Annotated in this window: 25 protein-coding genes; 12 read left to right on the top strand and 13 right to left on the bottom strand. The window is 58.5% G+C overall.

The window, feature by feature from the left end; genetic code table 11:
- Window positions 1–630 precede the first annotated feature (630 nt).
- The 7 genes from PY308_RS04745 to PY308_RS04715 form a co-directional block, all read right to left on the bottom strand.
- A complete protein-coding gene (locus tag PY308_RS04745) occupies window positions 631–2,007 on the bottom strand; it encodes an FGGY-family carbohydrate kinase (protein ID WP_275788795.1) in 1,377 nt (458 codons plus the stop codon).
- Between the two features lie 7 nt (window positions 2,008–2,014).
- On the bottom strand, window positions 2,015–2,329 hold the full coding sequence (gene rhaM, locus PY308_RS04740) for an L-rhamnose mutarotase (protein ID WP_275788793.1): 315 nt from the start codon (window positions 2,327–2,329) through the stop codon (window positions 2,015–2,017).
- Between the two features lie 10 nt (window positions 2,330–2,339).
- Window positions 2,340–3,344 (bottom strand): ABC transporter permease, encoded by a 1,005-nt coding sequence (locus PY308_RS04735; protein WP_275788791.1) that lies wholly within the window; start codon window positions 3,342–3,344, stop codon window positions 2,340–2,342.
- Window positions 3,344–4,324, bottom strand: coding sequence for an ABC transporter permease (locus PY308_RS04730; RefSeq protein WP_275788790.1), 981 nt, complete (start codon window positions 4,322–4,324; stop codon window positions 3,344–3,346). The genes PY308_RS04735 and PY308_RS04730 overlap by 1 nt, the downstream gene beginning before the upstream one ends.
- Window positions 4,321–5,832 carry a sugar ABC transporter ATP-binding protein gene (locus PY308_RS04725; RefSeq protein ID WP_275791016.1) on the bottom strand — a complete coding sequence of 504 codons (1,512 nt, stop codon included), beginning with the start codon at window positions 5,830–5,832 and terminating at the stop codon, window positions 4,321–4,323. The genes PY308_RS04730 and PY308_RS04725 overlap by 4 nt, the downstream gene beginning before the upstream one ends.
- A gap of 226 nt (window positions 5,833–6,058) precedes the next feature.
- Entirely contained in the window at window positions 6,059–7,048 is a 990-nt protein-coding gene (gene rhaS / locus PY308_RS04720; protein WP_275788788.1) for a rhamnose ABC transporter substrate-binding protein, read from the bottom strand.
- Window positions 7,049–7,185: 137 nt separating this feature from the next.
- A complete protein-coding gene (locus PY308_RS04715) occupies window positions 7,186–7,998 on the bottom strand; it encodes a DeoR/GlpR family DNA-binding transcription regulator (RefSeq protein WP_275788786.1) in 813 nt (270 codons plus the stop codon).
- 211 nt (window positions 7,999–8,209) lie between these two features.
- Between PY308_RS04715 and PY308_RS04710 the strand changes: the two genes are divergently transcribed.
- Window positions 8,210–10,309: a bifunctional rhamnulose-1-phosphate aldolase/short-chain dehydrogenase gene (locus tag PY308_RS04710; RefSeq protein WP_275788784.1), complete on the top strand. Its 2,100-nt coding sequence runs from the start codon at window positions 8,210–8,212 to the stop codon at window positions 10,307–10,309.
- Between the two features lie 22 nt (window positions 10,310–10,331).
- Here the strand turns inward: PY308_RS04710 and PY308_RS04705 are convergent, their stop codons facing one another.
- On the bottom strand, window positions 10,332–10,490 hold the full coding sequence (locus PY308_RS04705) for a YqaE/Pmp3 family membrane protein (protein ID WP_275788781.1): 159 nt from the start codon (window positions 10,488–10,490) through the stop codon (window positions 10,332–10,334).
- A 79-nt stretch (window positions 10,491–10,569) separates the two neighbouring features.
- Between PY308_RS04705 and rhaI the strand changes: the two genes are divergently transcribed.
- The 4 genes from rhaI (at window position 10,570) to PY308_RS04685 (ending at window position 13,120) form a co-directional block, all read left to right on the top strand.
- Entirely contained in the window at window positions 10,570–11,865 is a 1,296-nt protein-coding gene (rhaI, locus tag PY308_RS04700; RefSeq protein WP_275788778.1) for an L-rhamnose catabolism isomerase, read from the top strand.
- Between the two features lie 197 nt (window positions 11,866–12,062).
- Entirely contained in the window at window positions 12,063–12,317 is a 255-nt protein-coding gene (locus tag PY308_RS04695) for a GlsB/YeaQ/YmgE family stress response membrane protein (protein ID WP_275788776.1), read from the top strand.
- 72 nt (window positions 12,318–12,389) lie between these two features.
- A complete protein-coding gene (locus PY308_RS04690) occupies window positions 12,390–12,578 on the top strand; it encodes a hypothetical protein (protein WP_275788773.1) in 189 nt (62 codons plus the stop codon).
- Between the two features lie 71 nt (window positions 12,579–12,649).
- Window positions 12,650–13,120, top strand: coding sequence for a YbaK/EbsC family protein (locus PY308_RS04685; RefSeq protein ID WP_275788771.1), 471 nt, complete (start codon window positions 12,650–12,652; stop codon window positions 13,118–13,120).
- 432 nt (window positions 13,121–13,552) lie between these two features.
- Here the strand turns inward: PY308_RS04685 and PY308_RS04680 are convergent, their stop codons facing one another.
- Entirely contained in the window at window positions 13,553–13,747 is a 195-nt protein-coding gene (locus PY308_RS04680) for a DUF2735 domain-containing protein (RefSeq protein ID WP_275788768.1), read from the bottom strand.
- 475 nt (window positions 13,748–14,222) lie between these two features.
- Between PY308_RS04680 and PY308_RS04675 the strand changes: the two genes are divergently transcribed.
- The 3 genes from PY308_RS04675 to PY308_RS04665 all read left to right on the top strand — a co-directional run bounded on the left by PY308_RS04675 (window position 14,223) and on the right by PY308_RS04665 (window position 17,322).
- On the top strand, window positions 14,223–15,263 hold the full coding sequence (locus PY308_RS04675; protein ID WP_275788765.1) for a glutamine synthetase beta-grasp domain-containing protein: 1,041 nt from the start codon (window positions 14,223–14,225) through the stop codon (window positions 15,261–15,263).
- Window positions 15,264–15,445: 182 nt separating this feature from the next.
- On the top strand, window positions 15,446–16,711 hold the full coding sequence (locus PY308_RS04670) for an adenylate/guanylate cyclase domain-containing protein (protein WP_434064199.1): 1,266 nt from the start codon (window positions 15,446–15,448) through the stop codon (window positions 16,709–16,711).
- A gap of 110 nt (window positions 16,712–16,821) precedes the next feature.
- Entirely contained in the window at window positions 16,822–17,322 is a 501-nt protein-coding gene (locus PY308_RS04665; protein WP_275788762.1) for a YciE/YciF ferroxidase family protein, read from the top strand.
- Between the two features lie 62 nt (window positions 17,323–17,384).
- Here PY308_RS04665 and PY308_RS04660 read toward each other — a convergent pair whose 3' ends face one another.
- On the bottom strand, window positions 17,385–17,684 hold the full coding sequence (locus tag PY308_RS04660; protein ID WP_275788760.1) for a hypothetical protein: 300 nt from the start codon (window positions 17,682–17,684) through the stop codon (window positions 17,385–17,387).
- A gap of 76 nt (window positions 17,685–17,760) precedes the next feature.
- On the bottom strand, window positions 17,761–18,306 hold the full coding sequence (locus tag PY308_RS04655; protein ID WP_434064198.1) for a DNA-3-methyladenine glycosylase: 546 nt from the start codon (window positions 18,304–18,306) through the stop codon (window positions 17,761–17,763).
- Window positions 18,307–18,605: 299 nt separating this feature from the next.
- Between PY308_RS04655 and PY308_RS04650 the strand changes: the two genes are divergently transcribed.
- Both PY308_RS04650 and PY308_RS04645 read left to right on the top strand, forming a co-directional pair.
- Window positions 18,606–18,863 (top strand): hypothetical protein, encoded by a 258-nt coding sequence (locus PY308_RS04650; protein ID WP_275788756.1) that lies wholly within the window; start codon window positions 18,606–18,608, stop codon window positions 18,861–18,863.
- Window positions 18,863–19,054 carry a hypothetical protein gene (locus tag PY308_RS04645; protein ID WP_275788752.1) on the top strand — a complete coding sequence of 64 codons (192 nt, stop codon included), beginning with the start codon at window positions 18,863–18,865 and terminating at the stop codon, window positions 19,052–19,054. Before PY308_RS04650 ends, PY308_RS04645 begins: the two co-directional genes overlap by 1 nt.
- A 48-nt stretch (window positions 19,055–19,102) precedes the next feature.
- Here the strand turns inward: PY308_RS04645 and PY308_RS04640 are convergent, their stop codons facing one another.
- Complete coding sequence (locus PY308_RS04640) at window positions 19,103–20,668, bottom strand: PAS domain-containing hybrid sensor histidine kinase/response regulator (RefSeq protein ID WP_275788749.1); 1,566 nt, start codon at window positions 20,666–20,668, stop codon at window positions 19,103–19,105.
- 63 nt (window positions 20,669–20,731) lie between these two features.
- Here PY308_RS04640 and PY308_RS04635 point away from each other — a divergent pair, with 63 nt between their 5' ends.
- Window positions 20,732–21,115 (top strand): hypothetical protein, encoded by a 384-nt coding sequence (locus tag PY308_RS04635; protein WP_275788746.1) that lies wholly within the window; start codon window positions 20,732–20,734, stop codon window positions 21,113–21,115.
- A gap of 13 nt (window positions 21,116–21,128) precedes the next feature.
- Here PY308_RS04635 and PY308_RS04630 read toward each other — a convergent pair whose 3' ends face one another.
- Window positions 21,129–22,619: an ATPase domain-containing protein gene (locus PY308_RS04630; RefSeq protein WP_275788743.1), complete on the bottom strand. Its 1,491-nt coding sequence runs from the start codon at window positions 22,617–22,619 to the stop codon at window positions 21,129–21,131.
- 240 nt (window positions 22,620–22,859) lie between these two features.
- Between PY308_RS04630 and PY308_RS04625 the strand changes: the two genes are divergently transcribed.
- Entirely contained in the window at window positions 22,860–26,447 is a 3,588-nt protein-coding gene (locus PY308_RS04625) for a GAF domain-containing protein (protein ID WP_275788740.1), read from the top strand.
- Window positions 26,448–26,526 lie beyond the last annotated feature (79 nt).

Here is a 26,526-nt window from a genome sequence, read left to right as displayed (position 1 = left end):
TCACGGCATGGCCGTTGCAGGCTGTTTGGCGTCATGTTTCCAGGGGCAAGGCGCAGACTTTTCAAAGCCCGTGCCACGATGGCAGCGATCGACCGCATTTTCGAAAATTGCCCGGGAAACCATACCGGATCAGAACCGGTTCGTCGGTGCGGCTTCATGCCTTGCCAGGAATGGCTTCCTGCTCCGACGCTTAGCGACCATGTTTATGGTTAATTCGTTGCTTGAAGGTTAACGGTTGGTACTCTGTATCTGCTTTAGCTAAAATTGAACCTTTATCGGTCAGGCCGTTGTGCGGCGTGACAAGAAAACCACAGGTTTTTATGGATTAAACTTGGGAATTGAGCTTGCCTGACAATGCCGTTAAAGCACTTCTATTCTGGCTGCGAGAGCGATGCAAAGCATAGCAGACCGATTTGAAGCGTCACCATGAGGGTGGCGTAGAGGGAATGGGCAATGATTGTTCTGGGACTGTGCGCCACACTGATTGCCGTCTTGACGCTCGCGGCTATTTCAATCCTCTTGAACATTGAAGAAGATCGCAAGGCAGTCCACCTGCAGGTATTCTGAAAACACATCCCGCAAGCCTGCACTGCAAACAGACCTTCGGCCGCTTTTGCCAGCCGCCTGCGCCTAAAGTCCTTCAGCGCGATTTGCCTCCAAGCGCCATTTGTCCGCATATACTCTATAGATGTCCGGCACAGGGCTATTCAATTCCACCGTATGAGCCCGCGCACGGTTCCCGTCGGCCAGGCAGGCTGCGCCAAGGCTTGTGCCTGTCGCACTGTTGCTGCCGATTAAAATGGGGCGTCCTGTGGCCGCGCCCAACATGCGCAGGTAACAAGGGTTGGACGCAAACGGTCCTTCCACCACGATCTCTCCCTGGGCTCCGATGAGATCGAGACATGTTGCGCTCATCATGGCGAGATAGAAGGATACGACGGCGAACCGCTCCGCAGGCGTCAGGCTTTGCTCTTCGCATGTCCATCGCGCCGTTGAATTCGGAAACGGCCCGGAGCCTTCCGGCACCGAGGGCATGAGCATGCAGTGCCGGGCGACAACATCCGCTTCCGCCGTATCGGAAAGCTCGATATCGGCGGCGGTGATCAGAGTTGCAAATGCACGGCCACCCATGAAGCGGGCGGAGGCCACGGGATCGCCGAGCGCGTTGACGTTGATGAGGATGTCGCGGGCCGGATCGAGGCTCATGGGTTTCGCCCCGACTGCCATGATGACGACCCAGGTGCCTGTGGATACGACGGAAAACGGTGTTTGCCGCGTCACCACATGCGGAAGCAGAGAGGCATTGGAATCGTGAATGCCGCAAAACACAGGCAGTCCGGCGGGCAAGGCGGTTTCCGCCGCCGCCTGATCGGTCAGCCCGCCCAGGCGTTCGCTTGCCCGCCGCACGGGCGCAAACAGCGAGCGCCAGCCGCGCTGATCGACCATGGTCGAGAAATCGGCCTTATGGGGGTTCCAGAGGTCGGTGTGGCATCCAAGCGACGTCAACTCCGTCGATGGGACGCCCGTCAACCGGTAGGACCAATATTGCGCATAGGTGAGGATTGCGGAGACATGGGCGAACTCGGCGGGAAAGGTCTGCTCCTGCCAATAAATCTGCGCGCCGATATTGAGCCCCATCGGCAAACGGGCGGATCCGGTCTCGGCGAAAGGCGGGCGGACCCGGTCATAGTCCGTTCGGAGCCTGTCCGGCCCGGTAAACTCGTAATCCAGCAGGGGCAGCGCAAGTTCGCCTCGGCTATCAAGGAGAACGGCGGTCGCGCCGTGTGTTGTCACCGAAATCGCCTCTATCGGCGTCAACGCGTTCAACTCCGCCAATCCACGCGTGATGAAACCCCACAGGCGTTCGACATCGAAATGCGGATAGAGACCGTCCGTGGACACCGCATTGGCGGTCTTGCGCACCGCAATCTCCTCGAACCGGTCGAGATCGACAAGCGCCACCTTGGCATTGGTCTTGCCGATATCGATGACGGCGACGATTTTCATGCGGCACTCATTTCATGTGGAAGACAGTGACGAGCGGCACTGCGACAGGCTCGTTGTCGGCCTTGGTCTCCATCAGATCGGCCATATAGGCCCACCATTTCCGCATCACAGGGTGATCGGGAAGGTCGGCCATGCCGTGGTCATCGCGTCGCCAGAGAACACCGAACAGGAGATTGGTCTCCTCATCGAGGTGGATAGAATAATCGGAAACGCCGGCCTGCTTGAGCAGCCCCAACAAATCCGGCCAGATTGCATCGTGCCGTATCTTGTACTCTTCGCTCTGGCCCGGATTGAGCCGCATGCGAAATGCATATTTTTCCATGATCCGCTCCTCAATGCGCGCCGCGGCGGCGCGTCCGGGACCAGAGAATGGGCATTGCGATGACCGAGATCAGTAGCGCGCCAATGAAGATCGACATGACGATCCCCGGTACGTTGAGCAGGCCAAAGCCGAAGGTCACCATGCCCATGATGAAGGCGGCCAGCACGACGCCGGGAATGGTGCCCGAACCGCCGAGAATGCTCACCCCGCCAAGCACCACCATCGTCACCACTTCGAGTTCGACACCCAAGGCAATCGACGGGCGGGTGGAGCCGAGGCGCGAGGTCAGGCAGATCGAGGCAATGCCGGCCATAAGGCCCGTGAGCAGAAACAGGATAAACTTGACGCGGCCGACGCGAACGCCGGAGAACATCGCCGCCGTCTGATTGTTGCCGATGGCGTAGACGGCGCGGCCAAAATTCGTCTTGTGCAGCAGCACGCTGTAGACAATGGCAAACAGCACGAACAGCGCGAATTCAAACGAGAACACCCACCAGACATAGCCTTGGCCAAAATAGGCAAAGCTCGCTGGATAACCCGTATAGGCCTGGTCCCCCAGTATAATGAAGGACAGGCCGCGAAACAGGCTCATCGTGCCGATGGTGACGACAATCGACGGCAGGCCGAGGCCCGTGATCAACAACCCGTTGACTGCACCGCAAAGCAGACCTGTTCCGAGGCCGATGATGACAAGCATCGGCGTATCGAAGCCGAGGCTCATCCCCAAACCCATCATGGTCGAGGAGAGTGCAATGATCGCGGCAACGGAAAGATCGATCTCACCGGCGATAATGACAAGCGCCATGGCGAAGGCAATCATCGCCTTTTCCGTAAAGTTGAAGGTCGCGTCCGACAGGTTCCACGGATCGAGGAAATACGGCGAGGCGAAGGAGTTGATCGCGAAGATCATAATGGCAACAACGAGAAGCAGGCTTTCCCAGCTTTTCAGCAATCGGCTGCTGCGGCTGCGAAGCCGATCGGGGATAAGCCTGGGTGAAAGTTGCGCCTGCGCCATCAGATCGCCTCCGCCTTTTTCAGAATGACACGGCCCTTGCGCTTCTCCGACCGGGCGTTGACCGCGACCGCGACGATGATCACCGTTCCGGAAATAGCCAGTTGCGCGAAGGGCGAGATGTTGATCACCGGCAGGGCATTCTTGATGACGCCGAGGAACAGGCCACCGAGCACGGCGCCGCCCACCGAGCCGATGCCGCCGGCAATCGAAATGCCGCCGATGACGCAGGCCGCGATGATATCGAGTTCGAATCCGGCGGCGATATCGACATAGGCGACAGCGTAGCGGGAGACCCAGAGATAGCCCGAAAGCCCGGCAAGCGCGCCCGAGAGACAATAGGCGAGGAACCGCGTGCGGCCGACGTCGATGCCGGTATAGACAGCCGCATGCGGGTTTCCGCCGACAGCATAGAAGGCGCGTCCGACTGGCGTGCGCGTCATGACAATATAGATGGCGCCGACGGCTGCCACAGACAGCCAGGTCAGCATCGGCAACCCGATCACCGACGCACGCGGCAAAGCCTTGAAGGCGTCGCTCATCTGGTGGGCATTGATCCAGGCGCCATTGCTCAAAAGGAAGATCGTGCCGCGAAAGATCGTCAGTGTGCCGAGCGTCACCACGATGGGCGGAATATCGAGCTTCCAGACGAGCAGGCCGTTGATCGAACCGAGGGCGGCGCCAAGGGCCGCGACACCCAGCACGAGGAGCGGGATCGGTACGCCCGGGAAAGCGGCATTGATCATGGCTGCGACCATGCCGCACAGCGCCAGATTGGCGGCCATGGACAGGTCAATGCAGCGCGTCAGGATGACAGCCATCTGGCCGAGCGCAAGGATGATCAGGATCGACGTATCGTTATAGACACGCGCCAGATTGGCGGGGGCGATGAAACCGGGGAAGCGCAGAGTGATGGCGACCAGCAATATGACGATGGCGACAACCAGAAGCACTTCACGATTTTTAAGCAGCTTTGCCATCACGCGATCCCGCCTTCGGCTTGCGTTGCAATACCGGCCGCGGCCCGCACCAGTTTTTCGGCGGTCAGTTCCGAGCGTTCGAACCGTCCGGCGATCCGGCCTTCGCGCATAACGATGACCCGGTCCGCCATGCCCATGATCTCAGGAATTTCCGAGGAAACCATGATGATGCTCAATCCCTGCCCTGCCAGTTCGCTCATGAAGGCATGCACGGCGGCCTTCGAGCCGATATCGATCCCCTTGGTGGGTTCGTCGAGGATGATGACCTTCGGCTGCGTCGCCAGCCATTTGGCGATCACCACCTTCTGCTGGTTGCCGCCGGACAAAGTGCCCACATCCTGATCGAGCGAAGCGGCCCGCAGATCGAGTCGGGAGGTATATTCCCGCGCCAGCGCGAATTCATTGGCAAGCTTCAGGAAGCCCGCCCGCGACGTTTTCTGCAGTGAGGGGAGCGTGACGTTCTGGAAAATAGGCAGACCAATAATTGCCCCCTGTCGACCGCGCTCCTCCGGCACATAGACAATCCCGGCCTCGATCGCTTCCGCAGGCGAGCGGATCACCAATATCTTGCCGTTCAACCTGACAGCGCCGGCCGACGGGCGGGTGATCCCGATCAGCGACTGCATGAACTCGGAGCGGCCGGCACCGATCAGGCCGTAGAAGCCGAGGATTTCACCGCGCCGCAGCTCGAAATTGATGTCCTCGAACTCTGTGGGATGGCGATAGCCGGAGACGGTCAGCACCGGTTCGCCGATATCGACATCCACCTTCGGGAAAACCTGGCCGACGTCGCGACCAACCATCATTTTCACCAACTGGTCCTGAGTGACATCGGCAATCAGCCCCTCGCCGACCATGCCGCCATCCCGGAAAACGGTGTAGCGATCGGCGATCCGAAAAATCTCGTCGAACTTGTGGCTGATGAACAGGATCGCCTTGCCGTCCGCCTTCAGCCGGTCGATCAGATCGTAGAGTTCGTGAATTTCCTTATGCGACAATGCTGCCGTCGGCTCGTCCATGATGACGACGCTGGCGTCGATCGACAGTGCGCGGGCAATCGCGACCATATGCTTGTTGGCAATGCCGAGATCGCGCAGACGAATGGTCGGGTCGATTTCGGCGCCGACGCGGGCGAGAAGCGCCCTGGCATCGCCGTTAAGTTTCTTCCAGTCGATCAGGCCAAACCGGCCCCGCGGCGCATGCCCAAGAAAAATATTTTCGGCAACCGAAAGGTCATCGAACAGCACGGTTTCCTGATGGATGGCCGTGACGCCTTGATGAGATGCCGCCATCGCCGTCGGAAAATGGGTGTCACCACCATCAATGCGGATCGTTCCGCCGTCGGGCTGATAGATGCCGGTGAGGATCTTGACCAACGTCGATTTTCCCGCTCCGTTCTCGCCGATCAGCGCCGTGACGGAGCCCGGATAGAGCGACAGCGAGACATCGGACAGCGCCTTCACGCCCGGAAAGGACTTGGATATGCCCTCCAGCGTTATGGCGGGTTTTATCCGCGATTTGGTCGTTTCCTGCAGCAAGAGGCAATCCACCGGTGGTGTTGACTTTGAAATATCTAGGCATGTTGCAAACCGCAGACTCCCTCTTCTCCCCAGCGGGGAGAAGTGCCGAGTGCCAGCGAGGCGATAAGGGGGCTTTCCGCAGACACTGTGTTTGCCGAACCGCCCCCTCATCTGCCCTTCGGGCATCTTCTCCCCGGCGGGGAGAAGAGGTACCAGATCAGAAGATCTTGGCGAACTCTTCGACGTTCGAAGCGTCGTAGACGAACGGGTCGGCCATCGCGCCTTCGTTGTTGTCATCAAGCTTGACGGAGCCCATGCGGCCCATCTTCAGCTCGGCGCCGGGCTTTGCTTCCGCGCCGCCGATCAGGTCATAGGCGATCATGGTGGCGGAATAGCCGAGGTCGATCGGGTTCCAGATCGCGAAGGATTTTGACGCGCCGGACTTCACATGGCCTGCCATTTCGGAGGGAAGGCCGAGACCGGTGACGTTGATCTGCCCTGTCTTTCCGGCATCCGTGACGGCCTGCGCTGCGGCAACGATGCCGACAGAGGTCGGTGCGATGATCGCCTTCAGGTTCGGGTAGGACTGGATGAGGCCTTGCGTTTCGCGATAGGACTTGTCGGCAAGGTCATCGCCGTAAACGGTGGCAACGACGTTGATGCCCTTATAGTTTGGCAGCACCTTCTTCATTTCCTCGATCCAGACATTCTGGTTCGTGGATGTCGCCGTTGCGGAGAGAACAGCAACGTCGCCGCCTTCCGGCAGCTGGTCTGCAGCCAGCTTGATAATCATGTTGCCGATCAGCGGGCTGGAAGACGGGTTCAGATGCATCGAGCGGCCTTCCTTGGCGACGCCCGAATCCCAGGAGATAACCTTGATGCCGCGGTCCATCGCCTTCTTCAGGGCCGGAACGAGCGCGTCCGTGTCGTTGGCGGAAACAGCAATCGCATCGACCTTCTGGGCGATCAGCGAATTGATGACTTCGATCTGGCCTTCAGCCGTCGTTGTTGTCGGGCCGGTATAGATGATCTCGACATCGCCGAGTTCCTTGGCGGCTTCCTGCGCGCCCTTGTTGGCGGCCTCAAAGAAGCCGATGCCGAGCGCCTTGACGACGAGCGCGATCTTCTTGTCGGCAGCGTTTGCCGTGCCTGCCATCAGCGCCAGCGAAACCGCCGTCGTGACCATCAGAGCCTTCAAAATCTTCATGACATTCTCCTCCCGTTAAAGCCGCATGCGGTCACAGCGACCGCCTTCATCCGGCTTTGTTTTTTCAAATTTTGCCCCATGCTTCCGGCTGAAAATGCCTTGGCCATTTGGCGACTTCTCCCCGCCTCCCGCCGGTCTCAAGCCGACGACGAAGCATTCTCCTCAACGATGCCCGACCGCGTATTGGCGATAACCAAGCCGACGCCGGCATCCTCGAGCATCTGGACGTGACGGTCCTCGATGCCCGAATCCGTAATCACGGTCGTGATGCGCTTCAGCCCGCACAGGATGAGGCTGGAGCGCTTGTGAAATTTCGACGAGTCGATCAGCACGACGAGTTCGTCGGCCTGATCGATCAGTTTCTGTTCCGCCTGGATAAGCAGCGGATCCCCTTCCATCAGGCCGAGTGGACCGAGCCCTTGAGCCCCCATGAACATGCGGCGCGCGTAAAAATTGCGCGTCACGTCGTTGTCGAACGGGCTGAGGATAATGTTCTGCTCGCGGTAGATGGTGCCGCCGGACAGCATCACGGTGTTCTTCGAGTGCTTCAGCAGATGCTCGGCGATCGGGAAGGAATTGGTGAACACCTGCATGCGGCGGTTGGCCAAAAAATGCACCATCTGGAACGTCGTCGTGCCGCCATTGATGATGATCGGCTCGCCATCCTGGCAGAGCGCGACGGCCTCTTTCGCAATGGCCTGCTTCTGGCGGGCATGCAGACCTTCGTTGACGCTGAACGGCCGGCCGGCGAGGCCGACGAATTGCGGTGGATTGATAGCTTCGGCGCCGCCGCGCACCCGGCGGAGACGCTTCTGCACATGCAGCGCCGCGATATCCCTGCGGATCGTCGCTTCGGAACTGTCTGTCAGTTCCACAAGTTCTGGCACGGTAATCACCGGCTTGCCCTGGACCGCCGACAGGATGATCCTGTGTCGCTCTTTCTCGTGCATTGCTCTCCTCCAACATGTTCTATGCTTCCATCACGACCGCGCATTGTCAATCACATTCAGTCATATATTTTCATTGTGCAGTGCAATATGATTGTTATTGATCGTTTCTGATTGACACAGGCACGGATTTTATGTGATCTGGCGGCAACGAAAGCGTCTTTGCCCTGGAATCTCAGCAGGCCGGCGCGGAATTGACCGGGAGGAAATGCAGATGCTCGACAAGCAACAAGGCTTGCGCCTTGCCAATCTCTGGGACGATGCCAAGGCAGCCGGCATGAGCGAGCCCGAGCGGCTGCTTTACCGCTCCAACCTGCTTGGCTCCGACAAGCGCATCACCAATTACGGCGGTGGCAATACCTCCGCCAAAGTCATGGAAAAGGATCCGCTCGGCGGTGGTACGGTCGAGGTTCTCTGGGTCAAGGGTTCGGGCGGCGACGTCGGCACCATCAAGATGGACGGCTTCTCGACGCTGTACATGGAGAAGCTGGAAGCGCTGAAGGGTCTTTACCGTGGCCTCGAGCATGAAGACGAAATGGTCGGCTACCTGCCGCACTGCACCTTCAACCTCAATCCGCGCGCAGCCTCGATCGACACGCCGCTGCACGCCTATGTGCCGAAGAAACATGTCGACCACATGCACCCCGACGCAATCATCGCCATTGCCGCGTCCAAGAACAGCCGCGAGCTGACCCAGCAGATCTTCGGCGACGATATCGGCTGGCTGCCCTGGAAGCGTCCCGGCTTTGAACTGGGCCTCTGGCTGTCGAAATTCTGTGCCGAAAACCCTGGCGCACGCGGGCTGATCCTGGAAAGCCATGGCCTGTTCACCTGGGGCGACACGGCCAAGGAAGCCTACGAGACGACGATCGAGATCATCAACAAGGCGATTGCATGGTTCGAGACGACCAATATGGCGCCGGCCTTCGGCGGCGCGGTGAAGCCGGTCCTGCCAGCTCAAGAACGCCGCGCCGTGGCGCAGAAACTGATGCCGGTCATCCGTGGCATGATCAGTGTCGACGAACGCAAGCTTGGCCATTTCGACGACAGTCAGGCCGTGCTTGATTTCGTCACCTCGAAGAACCTTGCGCCGTTGGCCGCCCTCGGCACATCCTGCCCGGACCATTTCCTGCGCACCAAGATCTGCCCGCTGGTGATCGATTTCGACCCGGCCAATCCGGATATCGACAGGACGCTTGCCGGCCTCGAAGCGGCGATTGCCGAGTACCGCGCCGGTTACGCCGCCTATTACGAGCGCTGCAAGCGTTATAATAGCCCGGCGATGCGCGATCCGAATGCCGTCGTCTACCTAATCCCCGGCGTCGGCATGATCACCTTTGCCAAGGACAAGGCGACGGCCCGGATCTCCGGCGAATTCTACGTCAATGCCATCAACGTCATGCGCGGCGCGTCCGGCGTCTCCACCTATGTCGGCCTTCCGGAACAGGAAGCGTTCGATATCGAATACTGGTTGCTTGAGGAAGCCAAGCTGCAGCGCATGCCCAAGCCGAAGATGCTGGCCGGCAAGATTGCGCTTGTCACCGGCGGCGCCGGCGGCATCGGCAAGGCGACAGCCAACCGGCTGATGCAGGAAGGCGCCTGCGTTGTGCTCGCCGATATCGACGAGACGGCGCTTGCCTCGGCCCTGAGCGAACTCGGCGGCCGTTACGGCAAGGACTTCGTCCGCGCCGTCACCATGAATGTCACGGATGAGGTCGCCGTGCAGACGAGTTTTGCCGACGCGCTGCTGGAATTCGGGGGCCTCGACATTCTCGTTTCCAATGCAGGCCTAGCCTCATCCGCGGCGATCGAAGACACGACGTTGGCGCTGTGGAACAAGAACCTGGACATTCTGGCGACCGGGTATTTCCTTGTCTCGCGCGAAGCGTTCCGGATTTTCCGCAACCAGAAGGCCGGCGGCAATGTCGTTTTCGTCGCTTCCAAGAACGGTCTTGCCGCATCCCCCGGCGCATCTGCCTATTGCACGGCCAAGGCCGCTGAAATCCATCTTGCCCGGTGCCTGGCGCTGGAAGGCGCATCCGCGCAGATCCGGGTCAACGTCGTAAACCCGGATGCAGTGCTGCGTGGGTCGAAGATCTGGACCGGCGAATGGAAGGAACAGCGCGCTGCCGTCTACAAGACGGACATGGAGGGGCTGGAAGCGATGTATCGCGAGCGCTCCATGCTCAAGCTCAGCGTCTTTCCGGAAGACATTGCCGAAGCGATCTATTTCCTGGCATCCGACATGTCGGCCAAATCCACCGGCAACATCATCAATGTCGATGCGGGCAATGCACAATCCTTTACACGCTGATGGCTTCACGCGGTGATGCCGGTTATCGCCTGAGGATGACCCAGATGGCGTGAATGATGCCTGGGATGTAGCCGCACAGCGTCAAGAGAATATTCAGCCAGAACTGCAGGCCGATGCCGACCTGCAGGAAAACGCCGACAGGCGGCAGAAGAATGGCGAGAAGAATACGGACAACGTCCAAGATGGCCTCCAAGGGGGTTCAACAATCGAGACGTGGAACGCGACGAGCAAGAAAAAGTTCAAATGCTGGGGAGGAAACCATGAGCGACTTCATCATCGAGCCCGACATCATTGCCCGGGACAACGAGGCGCGCATCGCCGACATCAAGGCGGACTACGATCACCTTGGTACACAGCTTGCCCGTCGCGGCATCGATATTGACAGCGTAAAAGCGAAAGTCTCAGCCTACGGCGTTGCCGTTCCCTCCTGGGGCGTGGGCACCGGCGGAACGCGCTTTGCCCGTTTTCCTGGTACCGGCGAACCGCGCAATATCTACGACAAGATCGAGGATTGCTCGGTCATCCAGCAATTGACCAAGGCGACGCCGACGGTTTCGCTGCATATTCCCTGGGACAAGGTGGATAACCTCTCGGAATTAAAGGAGAAGGGCAACGCACTCGGCCTCGGCTTCGACGCGATGAACTCCAACACCTTCTCCGACGCGCCCGACCAGGCGCATTCCTATAAATTCGGCTCGCTCAGCCACGCCGACTCGGCAACCCGGCAACAGGCGGTCGATCACAATCTCGAATGTATCGAGATCGGCAAGGCGCTGGGCTCGAAAGCCCTCACCGTCTGGATCGGCGACGGCTCCAACTTTCCCGGCCAGAGCAATTTCACCAAAAGCTTCGAGCGTTACCTCGATGCGATGAAGGCGATCTACAAGGGACTGCCGGACGACTGGAAGATTTTCTCCGAGCACAAAATGTTCGAGCCGGCCTTCTACTCGACCGTCGTTCAGGATTGGGGCACCAACTATCTAATTGCCCAGGAACTCGGCCCTAAGGCGTATTGCCTCGTCGATCTCGGCCATCATGCGCCGAACGTCAATATCGAGATGATCGTCGCGCGGCTGATCCAGTTCAAGAAGCTTGGCGGCTTCCATTTCAATGATTCGAAGTATGGCGACGACGATCTGGATACGGGGTCGATCGATCCTTACCGCCTGTTTCTCGTTTTCAACGAACTGGTGGATGCGGAAACGCGCGCCGCGGAAGGCTTTGCGCCGATGCACATGCTCGACCAGAGCCACAATGTCACCGACCCGATCGAGAGCCTGATGAACAGCGCGACCGAAGTCAGCCGAGCCTATGCGCAGGCGCTGCTCGTCGATCGCAAAGCGCTCGAAGCCTATCAGGACGGCAACGACGCGCTAATGGCGACGGAAACGCTGAAAGCCGCGTTCCGCATCCATGTCGAGCCTATTCTCGCCATGTCGCGCTACGAGGCCGGCGGCGCGATTTCGCCGGTTGCGGCCTACCGCGCCAGCGGCTACCGCGCCAAGGTCTCCGGCGAACGCCCGGCTTCGAAAAGCGGCGGCGGCGGTATCGTCTGACAGATTGACGACAATGATCGTTAGACCCGGCACCCCAATCGCCGGGTTTTTCGTCGCTACTTTCTGTTCAGCAGGCGCGCTTGACTTGTCAGGCGCACATTGATTTCAAAAAATCCATAAGTTTCCGATTTTACCTCTAACGTATTCGACTTTACGCTCTATCTTGCCTTCGCAGATACAACGGAAAGGAACCATCCATGGGTATCGAAAGTATTCTCATCTTCATTCTCATCGGCGCGATTGCAGGCTGGCTGGCCGGGCTGATCGTCTCCGGCTTCGGCTTCGGTCTTCTGGGCAATATCGTCATCGGCATCATTGGCGCTTTCATAGCCGGCGCCCTTTTCCCGAGGCTCGGCTTCGGCACCGGTGGCGGTATCGTTTGGGCGATCATCCACGCGACGCTCGGGGCAGTGATTCTCCTCGTCCTGATAAGGATCGTCAAGCGCGCCTGATTGCGTTCCACCACGAGCAGCAACAGTTCGCTCAAAAGGCGGGCTGACTGCTCTCCGCAAGGAGAGAAACCAATGCCGGATATCTACGATCCCACTGTCGAGCAGGCCTTGCAGGCCTTCATATCCGACCATCCGGAGATCGACACACGCGACCAGGCCGTCGCCGCCATTCTGACGAACTGGTTCACGAACCACGGCTACCTGCCGCATGCGCAGGAAGGCACCCGGCCGGAGGATCTTGACGCGTCGAACGACGACTAAAAACCGGCAATACCGCGCGTATCGGCGACCACCGCCACGTCCTACTTCGCCTAACGCCGTGAAACGAGCCCATGAGCCTTTCGTCAGTCAAAGCCTTTTTCGCCGAACATGCGCCGGAAATCGGCATTATCGAACTGTCCCGCAGCACGGCAACGGTTGCCCAAGCTGCGGAAGGCCATGGTGTTGAACCGGCACAAATTGCAAAAACACTCGCCCTGAGGCTGCAGCAAGAGGTGATCCTCATCGTTACCCGGGGCGATGCGCGGATCGACAACAGAAAGTTCAGGGCTCTGTTTTCAGCAAAGCCGCGGATGCTGGGGCTGGACGAGGTTGAGGCTGAAACCGGCCATCCTGTCGGTGGCGTCTGCCCTTTCGGGCTTATCAAGCCGCACAGGATTTATTGCGATATTTCTCTAAGATCGTTCGATGAGGTTGTTCCGGCGGCAGGGGCGCCGAACGCGGCAGTCAGGATAGACCCTCACCAGATGGCTCAAATCGTCTCCGCCGAATGGATCGACGTCTGTGATCTTAGCCTGCGGTGAGATCGTCTTGCGGGAGCTTTAAACCGCGAGCGTTACAGGATGATGTAAAGAACCATAAACGCTCCACATGAAAGTGCTGCCATTATATTCAAGAGCGTCTTCATAATGTGGTCAGCCATGCGCGTCATCCTCCAACGCTTCCGGTTTGCGCTAGGATTTAGCGCGGACTCTCCTTCGCTGAACGATCAAGATTGTATTTTGATCCATGCCAAGTGAACCCTGACCAAAATTGCGCCTGAATGATTAAAATTACGTCACATTCGCCGCATCTAATGCAGAGATAGCTGCAGGATCTAACGTCGGCAGCCGCACCAGATACAGCATGGCTGAACTGCGCGAGGCCGATAGCGATGAACGGCGGGGACGACGTCAGCGGTGAAACACGCTGCCGGGAAAATTACCACACCTGCATAGATGCGGGAATTGCCGAGATCAAGACTGCGGCTTGGTCTCGGCGTCTCGCAGGGCTTCCTGATGATACCAGTTGCTGTAATCAACGACCAGCGAGGGCTTGGGCCTGAAGTCCGTGACAACGGCTGCGGCATCGAAGCGGCGCCCACCTGATTTTCGACTTAACACGGGGAACTCATAAACATTGCCTGAGCCGATTACTGTAACATTTGCCATCCGCCGCCTCCTTTTTCAAACTCGTGCGATCCATCTTCCCTCTTATAACAGATCTGTACGAGATTTGTGCCTATTGATTAAAAAAAAATCATATAGCCTAAAAAACAGGCTATTTTTTAGGCGTACGCGCGGGTTCGTCTGGATCGCGACAAATTTTGGGCGTGTGCATGCCAAGCGCCGTAACCGAAAAATTGTGTAAAAATTATGCACGGGCCGTGCTTTTAATCCTTCGGATATCGCGACAGGCAGGGATCGAGCCCAAAAGCTCAATCCTACCAAATGGTTCGCGCGCACCGGTTAGGGCAGTCGTCATTGTTGCGACTTGTGCACTGGTCTGCATTGCCGCAAATGAGCATTCCGCATATTTCAATGAGCGAATTGGCACGCGTCCTGCATGTGGGAAATCAGCCGTTGGCGGCGTGGCAGATGCGGGCTCTTCCGTGGCTGCCCATCATCAACCCATGAGAGGTTCGAAATGACGAAATACAAGCTCGAGTACATCTGGCTCGATGGCTACACTCCGGTTCCCAATCTGCGCGGCAAGACGCAGGTCAAGGAATTCGAAACGTTCCCGACGCTCGACCAACTCCCGCTTTGGGGCTTTGACGGCTCCTCGACGATGCAGGCTGAGGGCCGCAGCTCCGATTGCGTGCTCAAGCCGGTTGCGATCTATCCCGATCCGGCCCGCACGAACGGCGCGCTCGTCATGTGCGAAGTGATGATGCCGGACGGCGTCACCCCGCACTCCACCAACGCCCGCGCGACGATCCTCGATGACGAAGGCACATGGTTCGGCTTCGAGCAGGAATACTTCTTCTACAAGGACGGCCGACCGCTCGGCTTCCCGGAAAATGGTTTCCCCGCTCCGCAGGGCCCGTATTACACCGGCGTCGGTTACTCGAACGTGGGCGACATCGCGCGCCAGATCGTCGAAGAACATCTGGATTTGTGCCTCGAAGCCGGCATCAATCACGAAGGCATCAATGCCGAGGTGGCCAAGGGTCAGTGGGAATTCCAGATCTTCGGCAAGGGCTCCAAAAGGGCCGCCGACGAAATCTGGATGGCGCGCTACCTGCTGCAGCGCCTGACCGAACAGTATGGCATTGATATCGAATATCATTGCAAGCCGCTCGGCGACACCGACTGGAACGGTTCGGGCATGCATGCCAACTTCTCGACAAAATATATGCGCGAAGTCGGTGGCAAGGACTATTTCGAGGCGCTCATGGCTGCCTTCGACAAGAACCTGATGGATCATATCGCCGTCTATGGACCGGACAATGACAAGCGCCTGACCGGCAAGCACGAAACGGCGCCATGGAACAAGTTCTCCTACGGCGTTGCCGACCGCGGCGCGTCGATCCGCGTCCCGCATTCCTTCATCAAGAACGACTATAAGGGCTATCTCGAAGATCGCCGCCCGAACTCGCAGGGCTGCCCCTACCAGATCGCGTCCCAGATTCTGAAAACGATCTCGGAAGTACCGCTCGAAGGCAAGGTTTCGGCCGCTGCCTGATCGAACTGCCGTGGCGTCGTTTCGCTGGAACGACGCCACGATTGCGTTTGTGACCTTAAAACGCTTTTTTTGGTTTCGTTGCGGCCGGCAACCGGCGCTTTCGAATTCTCGGCTATGCACTGGTATTCCCGCTTGGCAGTCCTTAAGTTAGGGACCAACGCCAAAGACCGTCACGAGGTACCATGCCTAATCCATCCAGCGCCGGATCTGGGCTGCTTTCCGGACGACCCGACACCCTGCCAGCCGACAGCAGCGACATCATCGATTGGCTGATGACCGAGACGCGCGATCAGCGCTTCATAGACGATATTTTCCTCGACCTTTGCGAAAGATTGAATGCCGCCGGAATCCCCGTGTCGCGCGGGACGCTGCATTTTCGCATTCTTCACCCCCAATGGCTCGGAGCACGCATTCTCTGGCGCAGGGGGCTGGCGGAGTCGGAGATCGAGACCTTCGGTCACGGTGTCGAGGATACATCCGGATATCTCAACAGCCCCGCCTATGAGATAAACAGTGGCGCCACGATCGTTCGCCAGAATCTCGAATTCGCCCCCGGCGTCGTGCCGCGTTACCCGCTCTATGACGAACTGCGTGCCGAAGGGCACACGGATTATGTCGCGTGGCCGCTCCTGCACACCCAGGGCAAGCGACACATCATAACATTTGCCAGTGACAGACCGGGCGGTTTTCACGACAGCGACATCATCTCTCTCGCCGAGCTTCTGCCGGCCTTCGCGCTTGTCAGCGAAATCCGCCTGAAGAACCGAATGGCGCGCTCCCTTCTCGACACATATGTGGGGCCGCATGCCAGCGAACAGATCCTGGCCGGCGCGACAACGCGGGGTAGTGGTGTCACCGTCGGCGCTGCGATCCTGATCTGCGATCTCAGGGATTTCACCGGCATTTCCGACCTTTGGCCCCGCGACGATGTCATCGAACTCCTCAACGGATATTTCGACGCGATGTCCGACCCCATCGAGAAACATGGCGGAGAAATCCTGAAATTCATGGGAGACGGCTTGCTGGCCATTTTTCCATTGAGCAATGACAATGCATGCAAAGGCCTGCTGCAGGCCATTCACGAAGCCCAGGTCGCCATGCGTGCTTTGAATGAAGAGAACAGGAAGATGGGTCATGCTCATCTTGGTTACGGCATTGGCGTGCATGTGGGAGATGTCATGTATGGCAATATCGGATCGCGGCAGCGTCTTGATTTTACCGTCATCGGCCCGGCGGTGAATATTGCATCGCGCCTTGAAACACTGACCAAGGATTTGAAACGTCCGGTGCTTTTGTCGCGCGATTTTGTCGAGATGGCTGGCTGCCGGATGGATATGGAAGATCTTGGTCCGCAGATGCTCCGGGGTCTCGCCGAGCCGGTTGATGTCTTTGCCTTCGAGCCCAGCAGTGAAATCGATTTCATCAATTGCTCGTCACGGTCTGCCTGAATGGCTTTGCTGGATGTCGCCTCTCGTCGGCGTCGTTAAGGCGCTCCGTCCGGAACCTTTGACGAAAGCTTGCGTTGACTGGCATCACAACCCAGCCGCAGGAGCTACACATGGCCGAAAAGACATTGAACGATCTCTTCCTTGATACGCTCAAGGATATCTACTTTGCAGAGAAGCAGATTTTGAAGGCGTTGCCGAAGATGGCCCGCGCTTCCCAGTCGGAAGAAGGCAAGGCTGCTTTCCTGCAGCACAGGGAAGAAACGCAAGGGCAGATCGAGCGTCTTGAACAGGTGTTCGAACTGCTTGGCAAGCCGGCTAGGGGCAAGACCTGCGAGGCCATTCTCGGCATCATCGCCGAAGGTGAAGAGATCATCGAAGAATTCAAGGGATCTCCCGCCTTGGACGCCGGTCTCATCTCGTCTGCACAGGCTGTCGAACATTACGAGATCGCTCGTTACGGCACGCTGAAAGCTTGGGCGACGCAGCTCGGCATGAAGGAAGCCGTAGTCCTTCTCGACGCTACTTTGCAGGAAGAAGTTGCCACGGACGAAAAGCTCACCCAGCTTGGCGAAGGTTCGGCAAACAAAAAGGGCACGCGCAAGAGCGCTTGACCTTGTCTTGCCCGTCGTTCTCGGAAAGCCGCCTGTACAGGGCGGCTTTTTCGTCTACCGCCTCAAGAATCTGCAGACTTTGCCGTGCGTGCCGGCCAGTATAAATCCTCGGTATAATCGGTTGGAATGGGGCACAATCCCGCCAGCTTTTCCGCCACGAGATCGATCTGCATCTGGAAATGCTTCAACTCTCTAGGGATCGGTTGGCCGGTGGCCATGCTACGAACGCGGTATTGCTCATAGCCCGCCTCTTTCAACCGTCTCAATGCTTCTACCCGCACCTTGTGGGCATCGGTGCTCTTCAAAGGATTTTCACTTTCCAAAAGCGTCGAACGACCACCTTCGATGACACGCAGCGTCATGGATATCTCCTATGCCAAGCCTTATCCTCACACAGGTTCCTTGTTCGAAGCTTTATCGCAAGAGGAAAATCAACCCCTAGAATTTTCGGCTGGCCATCGGCGAATCCTTCAACCCGAAGCGCCACGGCATATCCGCGCCCTTGCTGATGCCGATGCGCTTGCCGACAACCACGCGTGGCGCGGCGTCCGGCAATCTCAGGTCGATGCGCCGCTGATCGAGGCTTGTTCCGTCCATTTCTCCCGTGATGGCCAATGCCTGACACACTCTTCCGGGTCCGCTGCAGAGGAGCCTGACAGCATCGACACGCCGCCGCTCCCGCATGATCTGCAGTCCCTTTGTCGGTTCGATGGCGCGGATGAGGACGGCGCTGCCGGTTTCGCAAACGAAATTGAGGCACCAGTGGATGCCATAGGACCGATAAACGTAGATATGCGCCGGTGGCCCGAACATGGAGCGGTTGCGCGGCGTTTGCCCTGCGAAGCTATGAGACGCAGGATCCGTTGCGGCATAGGCCTCGGTCTCGACAATGAAACCACCGACGCCATCAAGCAGAAGAGTCGCACCGATCAGATCAGGGGCGACAAGATGTGCCGGACGACTGAAGAAACGCGCTTTGTCCACTGCCACTCCACACAGAGGTTGCGGATATCGGAATGAACAATAGCTCGGAGAGCGGATGCAGGCCAGACAGGTCGGGTGCTCGACTGCCGTTTCGTTGGCCATGACGAGAAAGCCGAAAAACCGCCATGTTCACCATCTCCGTCAGGTCGGCTTGACATGACCTGCATCCTGACGAAACAATTGGAATCTCGCCTAATGGTTCCAGCGGTTGCGCACGAGCCGGCGGTTTAAAGTTTGTCTTTCCATGGAACAGAATAGCTCTCCAGCTGTTTTTTCGTTTCACCAACCGGAGACAAACAATGCCAGACAAAACGGAATTTCGCCCGGACTTGCCGGGCAAAACCCAGGACGACGCCAGTTCATCAGGACGAGCGGCGGATGTTGCAAAAGCGGTGAAGAACGAGGCTGTGGCGGTCAAGGCTGTCGCCGCCGAACATCCCCATTCATTCAGTCTGCTCATCGCAGTCGTCGGTATCGCGGGCTATCTTTTGGGGCATGCCGCAGGATTTCGATCGGCTGAACAACAACTGGCTCCGCCGCCGCGCAGGTTCTGGTAATGCAATCGAGGGAAGTGCGCAGCAGACCAAGGCTTGTTCGCGGCAAGCCTTATACTCTTGAAGAGTTTCAGGAAAAATACGGCCTTGACCCGGAAGAGGCAGAGGCCCTGTTCAAGCGTTTCGGCCCTTCGTCTATCGAGCTCGATCTTTTGATGTCCGCCAAGGGCCGGCATCCCGTCCGACATGGCTGACTTCGTCGCCCCTTTGGCCCGCCGCAGTGGCGGGCCTTCCCAAGATATTCAGCGCTGCAGTACCTTGACGATTTCAGTCGCCATCTGCTCCTGTGTATAGGGCTTGCCCAACCGGGGTAGGTCGATACCGGCACCCGGAGGAAGATCCGCGTAGCCGGTTGCAACGAGAATGGGCAGCTTGGGCTTCAATTCCAGCGCCGCCTTAGCCAATTGAGCCCCGTTCATACCTGGCATTGAATAGTCGGTAATCATCAGGTCGATACGGTCATCACCGGCCAATATCTCGAGCGCTCGCTCTCCTGAGTTCGCTTCAATGACCTCGTGGCCAAGATCTTCCAGCATGTCAACGGTGCTCATCGCGATGAGGGCGTCGTCATCGACAATCAATATTCTGGCATGCACAGCGTGTTGCTCCTGCGGAATTTCGCCGTCGTTTTTCATTTGCTTCTCGTCGGTGGCCGGAAACCAGAGTTCGGCGCGTGTTCCCTTGCCGGGGGTGCTTGCGAGATGGAAGGCGCCGTTCAGTTGTACCGCCAGGCCATGGATCATCGATAAACCGAGGCCCGTTCCCTTACCCAGTTCCTTGGTGGAAAAAAATGGATCGATCGCCTTTTCCAGCGTTTCGGCATCCATGCCGTGTCCCGTATCCGTCACGGCAACGCGCAGGTAGCGACCAGGTGCAGCACGGCTGGATATCCCGCCCTCCACTATATCAAGTTCCAACCGCAATTGCCCCCCATTCGGCATCGCATCACGCGCATTGACCGCAAGATTGAGCAGCGCGAGCTCCACCTGGTTGCCATCAACGAGTGCATGGGGCAAAGCGGCGGGAATACTCCAGTCAATGTGGATCGACGCTCCCACCGAACGCTCCAGCAGATCGGTCATGCCGTGAAGCAGCCCTGCCATGTCCACTGGCTCCACGTGCAAGTCCTGCTTGCGCGCAAATGCCAGCAATCTCTGCGTCAACGCCGCCCCCCGCTTGGCTCCCTGCATCGCACCATCGAGAAGCCGCTTGGCCTTTGGATCGCCGGCTAGCTGCTTTTGCAGGAGTTCGATATTGCCGAGAACGGCCATCAGGAGATTGTTGAAATCATGTGCGACGCCACCGGTCAGTTGACCGATCGCCTCCATCTTCTGAGCGTGGCGCAATTGTTCCTCTGCGCGTTCGCGCTGGGCAACTTCCGCCAGCAGCGTTTCGTGCGCCTGCCGCAGTTCTGCCGTCCGCTGGGTAACCCGTTCCTCCAGTGTATCGTTCAGATGACGAAGGTGATCTTCATAGAGCTTCCGGCTGGTGATGTCCGAGGCAACGCCGGTGAGGCGACTCGGTCGGCCAAACTTATCCTTCACGACGCGGGCCCGTACCTCCGTCCAGTGGACCGTGCCATTGGGCCAAATTGTCCGGTGTTCGACGGCGTAATCGATCCCAAGGCTCACACTGCGTTCTGCAGTTTCCAGAATCCTATCCCTGTCTTCCGGATGCAGCGCAGCAACCACCGCCTCAAAATCAAAATCATCGTCGGGCTGCCGCCCGAAAACAGCCTTGCAGGTATCGGACATCAGCAGGCTCTTGCCGTCCACATCCAGCTCCCATGTTCCGAGCCTGCCTGCCACCAGCGCTGTCTTCAGCCGCTCCTCGCCTTCGCGCAATTCCTCGATCCGCGAGCGGGCCTCGAATTGCCGGCGGCGACCCTTTCTGGCGGTGCGCGCCACACTGGCAAAGGTCAGGGCACTGAACGGCCTCTCCAGAAAGGTCACATTTCCCAGCAACTCAAACAATTTGGTGGCAGCCGGATTGCGCTCGGCGCCGCCGCCGCGATGTGTCAGAACGATAAAGGGAAGGTCGGACCAGCTCGGCTGGCTCTCGATCCATGCGGTGATCTGCCTGAGATCACCAAAACGCAAAGCCTCTTCGGTAACAACGGCGAACCAGACATCGTCACCAAGAAGGGCACTGAAAGAGGCCAGATCGCCGGCGATTTCGCAGGATATATCAAGTTCCCGGAGCAGGTTTTCGGCAACATGGGCATCCCGTCCCTGCGGCGCCAGAATGAGTGCTGACGTTGTCCTGCCGCTACTGATTGTCGTCACTCGCGCTGGAGGCAGCCATAAGCGGACCGGCTTTCCCAACGAAAGAGGGAATACCGCGAAGTACCCCCTGGAACTCGTTCAAAGGCTCACCCAATTTCAGGCCGCCCTTGCCAATGGTAAATTCGCGGATCGTATCCTCATGCAGTCCGGTGCGTTTCTTAAAGACCGATACGGCGCGCCGCACCCTGCCTATCGCTTCGAAGTATCGGAGCAGCACAACGGTGTCGGCCAGGTAGGTCACGTCGACAGGCGATTTCATGTCCCCGACCAAACCGTGTTGCGCGACGGTGAGAAACGTATTCGCGCCCTGCCGGTTCAGATATTGCAAGAGCTCATGCAAATGCAGGATCAAGGCGTTTTCTTCGGGCATAGAGGCCTGATAGCCGTTGAGACTGTCGACCACGACGGTCTTCGCGTTGAGCCGATCGACGCAATCGCGGACCCGTTGCGTGAACTCGCCGGGAGACAGTTCGACCGCGTCCAGCTGCTCGATATGCAGCATGCCTTCATCGCGCATGGCTTCGAGATCAATGCCCAAGACCCGCATGCGCGAAAAGAGCAGACCAAGTTCCTCATCGAAGACGAAAAAGGCCGCCTTCTCGCCGCGCCGCACAGCGGCCGCCACGAACTGGCTGCAAAACAGGCTTTTACCGGTGCCGCTCGGCCCAAGTATCAGCGTGCTCGACCCGTTCTCGACTCCGCCGCCAAGCAGAGCATCGAGTTCCGGCACGCCTGTCGATCGCGGGTCGCGGTTGAAATCCTTTCGATGCTCGGCGGCGATGAGACGGGGGTAGACTTTGACGCCCCCTGCCTTGATCGCGAAATCATGGAAACCGCCACGGTAGGCCTGTCCGCGATATTTGAGGATGCGCAGCCGGCGTCTCTCGGGCCCGTAATTGGGCGCGAGTTCCTCAAGACGAACGACACCATGGACAACACTGTGAACGGTCTTGTCATGCGCATCGGAGGTGAGATCGTCCAACAGGAGAACGGTCGCGTTCTTTCTGGCGAAGAAATGCTTCAGCGCAAGAATTTGCCGCCTATATCGCAGTGAGTTCTGGGCGAGAAGACGAATTTCCGACAGGCTGTCGATCACGAGACGGTGGGGCTTCACGCGATCGAAAGCGTCCAGAATGAGTTTGGTCGTCTCACCCAACTCAAGGTCGGACGAGTAAAGCAGGCTTTGTTGATTTTCCGGGTCGAGCAGCGATTCGGGCGGCGTCAGTTCGAAAATCTCGACATTGTCGTCGATGACCAAATTGTGGGACGCAGCTCCGCCACGCAGTTCCTGTTCGGTTTCCGACAGTGTCACGTAAAGTCCACGCTCACCATCCTGCGCTCCGGACAAAAGAAACTGCAATGCAATCGTTGTCTTGCCAGTGCCGGGGTTGCCTTCCAGAAGGAACACGTGTCCCTTCGCCAAGCCACCGACCAATATATCGTCAAGTCCGTCTACACCCGTTCGCGCCTTCACAAAAATCCCCTGTTTACATCCACAATCGCAATGTGTTGGCCACAATGATTTGCGCTTTTGAGACATAGAGAGGGCAATGGATCTTTCAATAGCCGGTGATATGCAGCGTGCTGGACATACGAAGATGCAGTCCCGCGCGAACCCTTGTCTTCCATCGTATTTTTTGTATTTGCAGCGCTTGTCAAATACCGTTCCTTCTCCATCTAGTTCAGCGAAAGTGCGAGGACGGGAGCGCGGCCATTGACAGAAGGGAGTGATGATTTTCCTGCCGCCGGAGGCAAAGCCGGGTTGGGAATTCAACGGGCTAACTGGTCTGCCCAGTCTGCCGGATTCATCATCGTCACGCGCGGGCCGCACCATCATGTCGATTTCGTCAACGATGCACACGAGGCCGTTTTCAATAGCCACGAATGGTCAGGCAGGCCGATCCGCGAGGCTTTTCCGAGCATAGAAGGACAGGGGTTTTTCGAACTGCTCGACCATGTCTACAAGACGGGCGAGAGCTACCCGGCTCAGGCTGTCAAAGTCCGTTATCGCCGTGCCGCAGAACTGCCGGAGGAAACGGGCTATTTTACCTTCCTCTTTACTCCGGTCCATGACAGGGACGGCGGCATCACCGGCATATTCTGCGAGGGCTTCGACGTTACCGGGTTGCAGCGCACGCAACAACGCACGACGGCCCTCGCGGCGCTGGAAGATCTCATTCGCAATGTTGAGGATCCGGACGAACTCGCCTATGCCGCAGCGGAAATCCTCGGGCGCGAAATCGGCGTCAGCCGCGCCGGCTACGGCACGATCGATAAGCGCCGGGAGACAATTCATATCGAGAGGGATTGGAACGCTCCCGGTATCAAAACGCTCGCCGGCACGCTCCACTTTCGGGATTATGGTTCCTACATAGAAGAACTGAAACGCGGGGAAACCGTCATCTGCGGCAACGCCGACGAGGATCCGCGCACGGCGGCAAACGCGCAATCGCTCAAGGCAATCAGCGCGCATTCCTTCGTCAATATGCCGGTTACCGAGCAAGGCGGCCTTGTCGCTCTTCTTTATCTCAACCATACCCTGCCCCGGGTCTGGACCGATGACGAACTGAGCTTCATCCGTCAGGTCGCGGAGCGGACGCGAACCGCCGTCGAACGGCGGCGGGCCGAAGCGGCGCTGACGGAAAACGAGGCCCGCCTGCGCTTCCTCGACAGCCTCAGTCGGGAGACGGCAAGAAGCACCGATGCAGACACAATTCTTGCGACGACCACGCGGATGGTCGGTGAGCACTTGGGTGTTTCGATTTGCGCTTATGCCGACATGGAGGAGGACGGGGACCACTTCACCATCCGTGGTGACTGGAGTGCTCAAGGTTCCGAGAGCATTCGCGGCTACTACAGCCTGACCGCATTCGGCGCGCTGGCAGTTGCAAACCTGCATGCTGGAAAACCCCTGGTCATTCAGGACAATCGGTTGGAACTTGCACCGGAAGAGGCGGCAACATTCCGCAGCATCGGCATTACCGCAACGATTTGCATGCCGTTGATCAAAGAGGGTCGTCTGACGGCTTTGATGGCCATTCACGATGCCGCGCCCCGGCTGTGGAACGACCGGGAGCTGGCATTGCTCAATGAGGTCGCGGAGCGGTCTTGGGCTCACATCGAACGGGCGCGCTCAGAAACGAACGCGAGGAGCATAGCCGAGAGGCTGCAACTGGCCACCAGTGCCGCTTCCATCGGCACCTGGGATTATGATTTGAACAGTGGCACACTGAGTTGGGACGCGCGTTGCAAGGCGCTGTTCGGTCTGTCGCCGGACCGACTGGTTTCCTATGAAGGCACGTTCCTGGCGGGTCTTCATCCCGACGACCGCGACCGGGTCGATGAAGCCGTGCGTACCGCGCTGGCCTCTCCGGCTCAAAGCCGTTTTGAAACGGAATATCGATCAATAGGCCTGGAAGACGGCAAGAAGCGCTGGCTCGCCGCACACGGCAATGTTCTTTTCGAGAATGGCAAGGCCGTCCGCTTTATCGGAACCTTGCGGGATATATCCGCTCGCAAGAAAGCCGAGCGGCATCTGAAGATCATGAACGAGACGGGCGCTGTTGTCGCCGCGGAGCTCAACCTGGAAAAAATCGTCCAGACGGTGACGGATGCCGGTGTCGAACTGTCCGGCGCGCAGTTTGGCGCATTTTTCTATAATGTCCTCGATGCGCAAGGCGGCAGCTACATGCTGTATGCGCTCTCCGGCGCGCCGCGGTCGGCCTTCGACGAATATCCGATGCCGCGGGCAACCGAGATCTTCAAGCCCACCTTTCTTGGAACCGGCGTTATCCGCTCCGATGACATTCTTGCCGATCCCCGCTACGGCAGGAATGCGCCGAACCAGGGCATGCCCAAAGGGCATCTGCCCGTGCGCTCCTATCTTGCCGTTCCGGTCATATCACGCTCCGGAGAGGTTCTCGGCGGCCTGTTTTTCGGACACGAGGAGACCGGCCGGTTCATGCCTGAACACGAACAGGCGCTACTCGGTATTGCAGGTCACGCCGCGACGGCAATCGATAATGCGAGACTGTTCCAGAAGGTAGAACTTGAACTCGCGGAAAGACGGCGCGCGGAAGCCGCGCTGCAGGCGCTCAATGCAACCCTCGAAGACCGTGTCGAGACAGAGGTCGCCGAGCGCAGCAAGGCGGAGGACCAGTTAAGGCAGGTTCAGAAGATGGAAGCTGTCGGGCAATTGACCGGCGGCATTGCTCATGACTTCAACAATATGCTCGCTGTTGTGATCGGCGGCCTCAATATCCTGCAGCGGCGTCTGCAGAAGGGCGACTACAACGTCGGGCGCTTCGTTGAAGGCGCCATGGACGCAGCCCAGCGGGCCGCCGGGCTGACGCAACGCCTTCTGGCCTTTTCCAGACGCCAGCCGCTATCGCCGGAACCGTTTGGCGCCAATCGCCTCGTCAGCGGCATGAGTGACTTGCTGGCGAGAACGCTTGGAGAGACCATTCAGATGGAGACCGTGCTGGCGGCCGGTCTCTGGGATGTGAACGTCGATCCGGGGCAGCTGGAAAGCACCCTGCTCAATCTTTGCGTCAACGCACGCGATGCCATGCCGGGGGGCGGGCGTCTCACGATCGAGACATCGAATGCCTATATCGATGACAGTTACGCGGAGGATCACGCCCTGTCTGCTGGTCAATATGTTCTGATCGCCGTCACAGACACCGGCACCGGCATGACCCCGGACATTATGTCGCGCGCGTTCGATCCCTTTTTCACGACCAAGGATGTGGGCAAGGGAACAGGGCTCGGGCTGAGCCAGGTCTATGGGTTCGTTCGGCAATCCGGCGGCAACGTGAAGATTTACTCGGAAGTCGGCTTGGGATCGACGATCAAGATCTACCTGCCGCGCTACTACGGTGATGCCGCCGAGCGCCCGCCGACCCCGAAGGACAAGGAGATTGTCGGCGGTCATGTCGATGAAGTGATCCTGGTTGTCGAGGACGAGGAGCGGGTCCGTGCCGTCTCGGCAGAAGCCTTGCGGGAATTGGGCTATACCGTCATTGAAGCTCAGGGGCCTTTCGATGCGCTGAAAATGTTCGAGGACGGCCAGCGCGTGTCGCTGCTGTTCACGGACGTCGTCATGCCCGGTATGTCCGGACGCATGCTCGTCGATCGGTTGCGGGCACGCGATCCCCAGTTGAGGGTACTGTATACGACCGGCTATACCCGCAACGCGATCGTCCACAACGGCGTTCTCGAAGCCGGCACCCAGCTCCTGACCAAGCCTTTCAACATCGAGGATCTCGCCTCCAAAGTTCGCAAGATCCTGGATCAGCCTTGAACGCCTCCGCAAAAGGATAGGTCCGAGCGGCCAGTTCGCTTGAGAATTTTGGGTATATGGGGCCCAGCGACTGACAAAT

The sequence above is a fragment of the Pararhizobium gei genome (assembly GCF_029223885.1).
GTDB lineage: Bacteria > Pseudomonadota > Alphaproteobacteria > Rhizobiales > Rhizobiaceae > Pararhizobium > Pararhizobium gei.
This window is presented reverse-complemented; position numbering and strand designations above follow the sequence as displayed.

Coding starts and splice junctions, on each gene's coding strand:
- PY308_RS04735 (WP_275788791.1), bottom strand. CDS start 3,344: ATGGCGCAGGCGCAACTTTCACCCAGGCTTATCCCCGATCGGCTTCGC.
- PY308_RS04650 (WP_275788756.1), top strand. CDS start 18,606: ATGCCAGACAAAACGGAATTTCGCCCGGACTTGCCGGGCAAAACCCAG.
- rhaI (WP_275788778.1), top strand. CDS start 10,570: ATGAGCGACTTCATCATCGAGCCCGACATCATTGCCCGGGACAACGAG.
- PY308_RS04710 (WP_275788784.1), top strand. CDS start 8,210: ATGCTCGACAAGCAACAAGGCTTGCGCCTTGCCAATCTCTGGGACGAT.
- PY308_RS04645 (WP_275788752.1), top strand. CDS start 18,863: ATGCAATCGAGGGAAGTGCGCAGCAGACCAAGGCTTGTTCGCGGCAAG.
- PY308_RS04745 (WP_275788795.1), bottom strand. CDS start 2,007: ATGAAAATCGTCGCCGTCATCGATATCGGCAAGACCAATGCCAAGGTG.
- PY308_RS04715 (WP_275788786.1), bottom strand. CDS start 7,998: ATGCACGAGAAAGAGCGACACAGGATCATCCTGTCGGCGGTCCAGGGC.
- PY308_RS04680 (WP_275788768.1), bottom strand. CDS start 13,747: ATGGCAAATGTTACAGTAATCGGCTCAGGCAATGTTTATGAGTTCCCC.
- PY308_RS04685 (WP_275788771.1), top strand. CDS start 12,650: ATGAGCCTTTCGTCAGTCAAAGCCTTTTTCGCCGAACATGCGCCGGAA.
- rhaM (WP_275788793.1), bottom strand. CDS start 2,329: ATGGAAAAATATGCATTTCGCATGCGGCTCAATCCGGGCCAGAGCGAA.
- PY308_RS04695 (WP_275788776.1), top strand. CDS start 12,063: ATGGGTATCGAAAGTATTCTCATCTTCATTCTCATCGGCGCGATTGCA.
- PY308_RS04665 (WP_275788762.1), top strand. CDS start 16,822: ATGGCCGAAAAGACATTGAACGATCTCTTCCTTGATACGCTCAAGGAT.
- PY308_RS04670 (WP_434064199.1), top strand. CDS start 15,446: ATGCCTAATCCATCCAGCGCCGGATCTGGGCTGCTTTCCGGACGACCC.
- PY308_RS04660 (WP_275788760.1), bottom strand. CDS start 17,684: ATGACGCTGCGTGTCATCGAAGGTGGTCGTTCGACGCTTTTGGAAAGT.
- PY308_RS04690 (WP_275788773.1), top strand. CDS start 12,390: ATGCCGGATATCTACGATCCCACTGTCGAGCAGGCCTTGCAGGCCTTC.
- PY308_RS04675 (WP_275788765.1), top strand. CDS start 14,223: ATGACGAAATACAAGCTCGAGTACATCTGGCTCGATGGCTACACTCCG.
- rhaS (WP_275788788.1), bottom strand. CDS start 7,048: ATGAAGATTTTGAAGGCTCTGATGGTCACGACGGCGGTTTCGCTGGCG.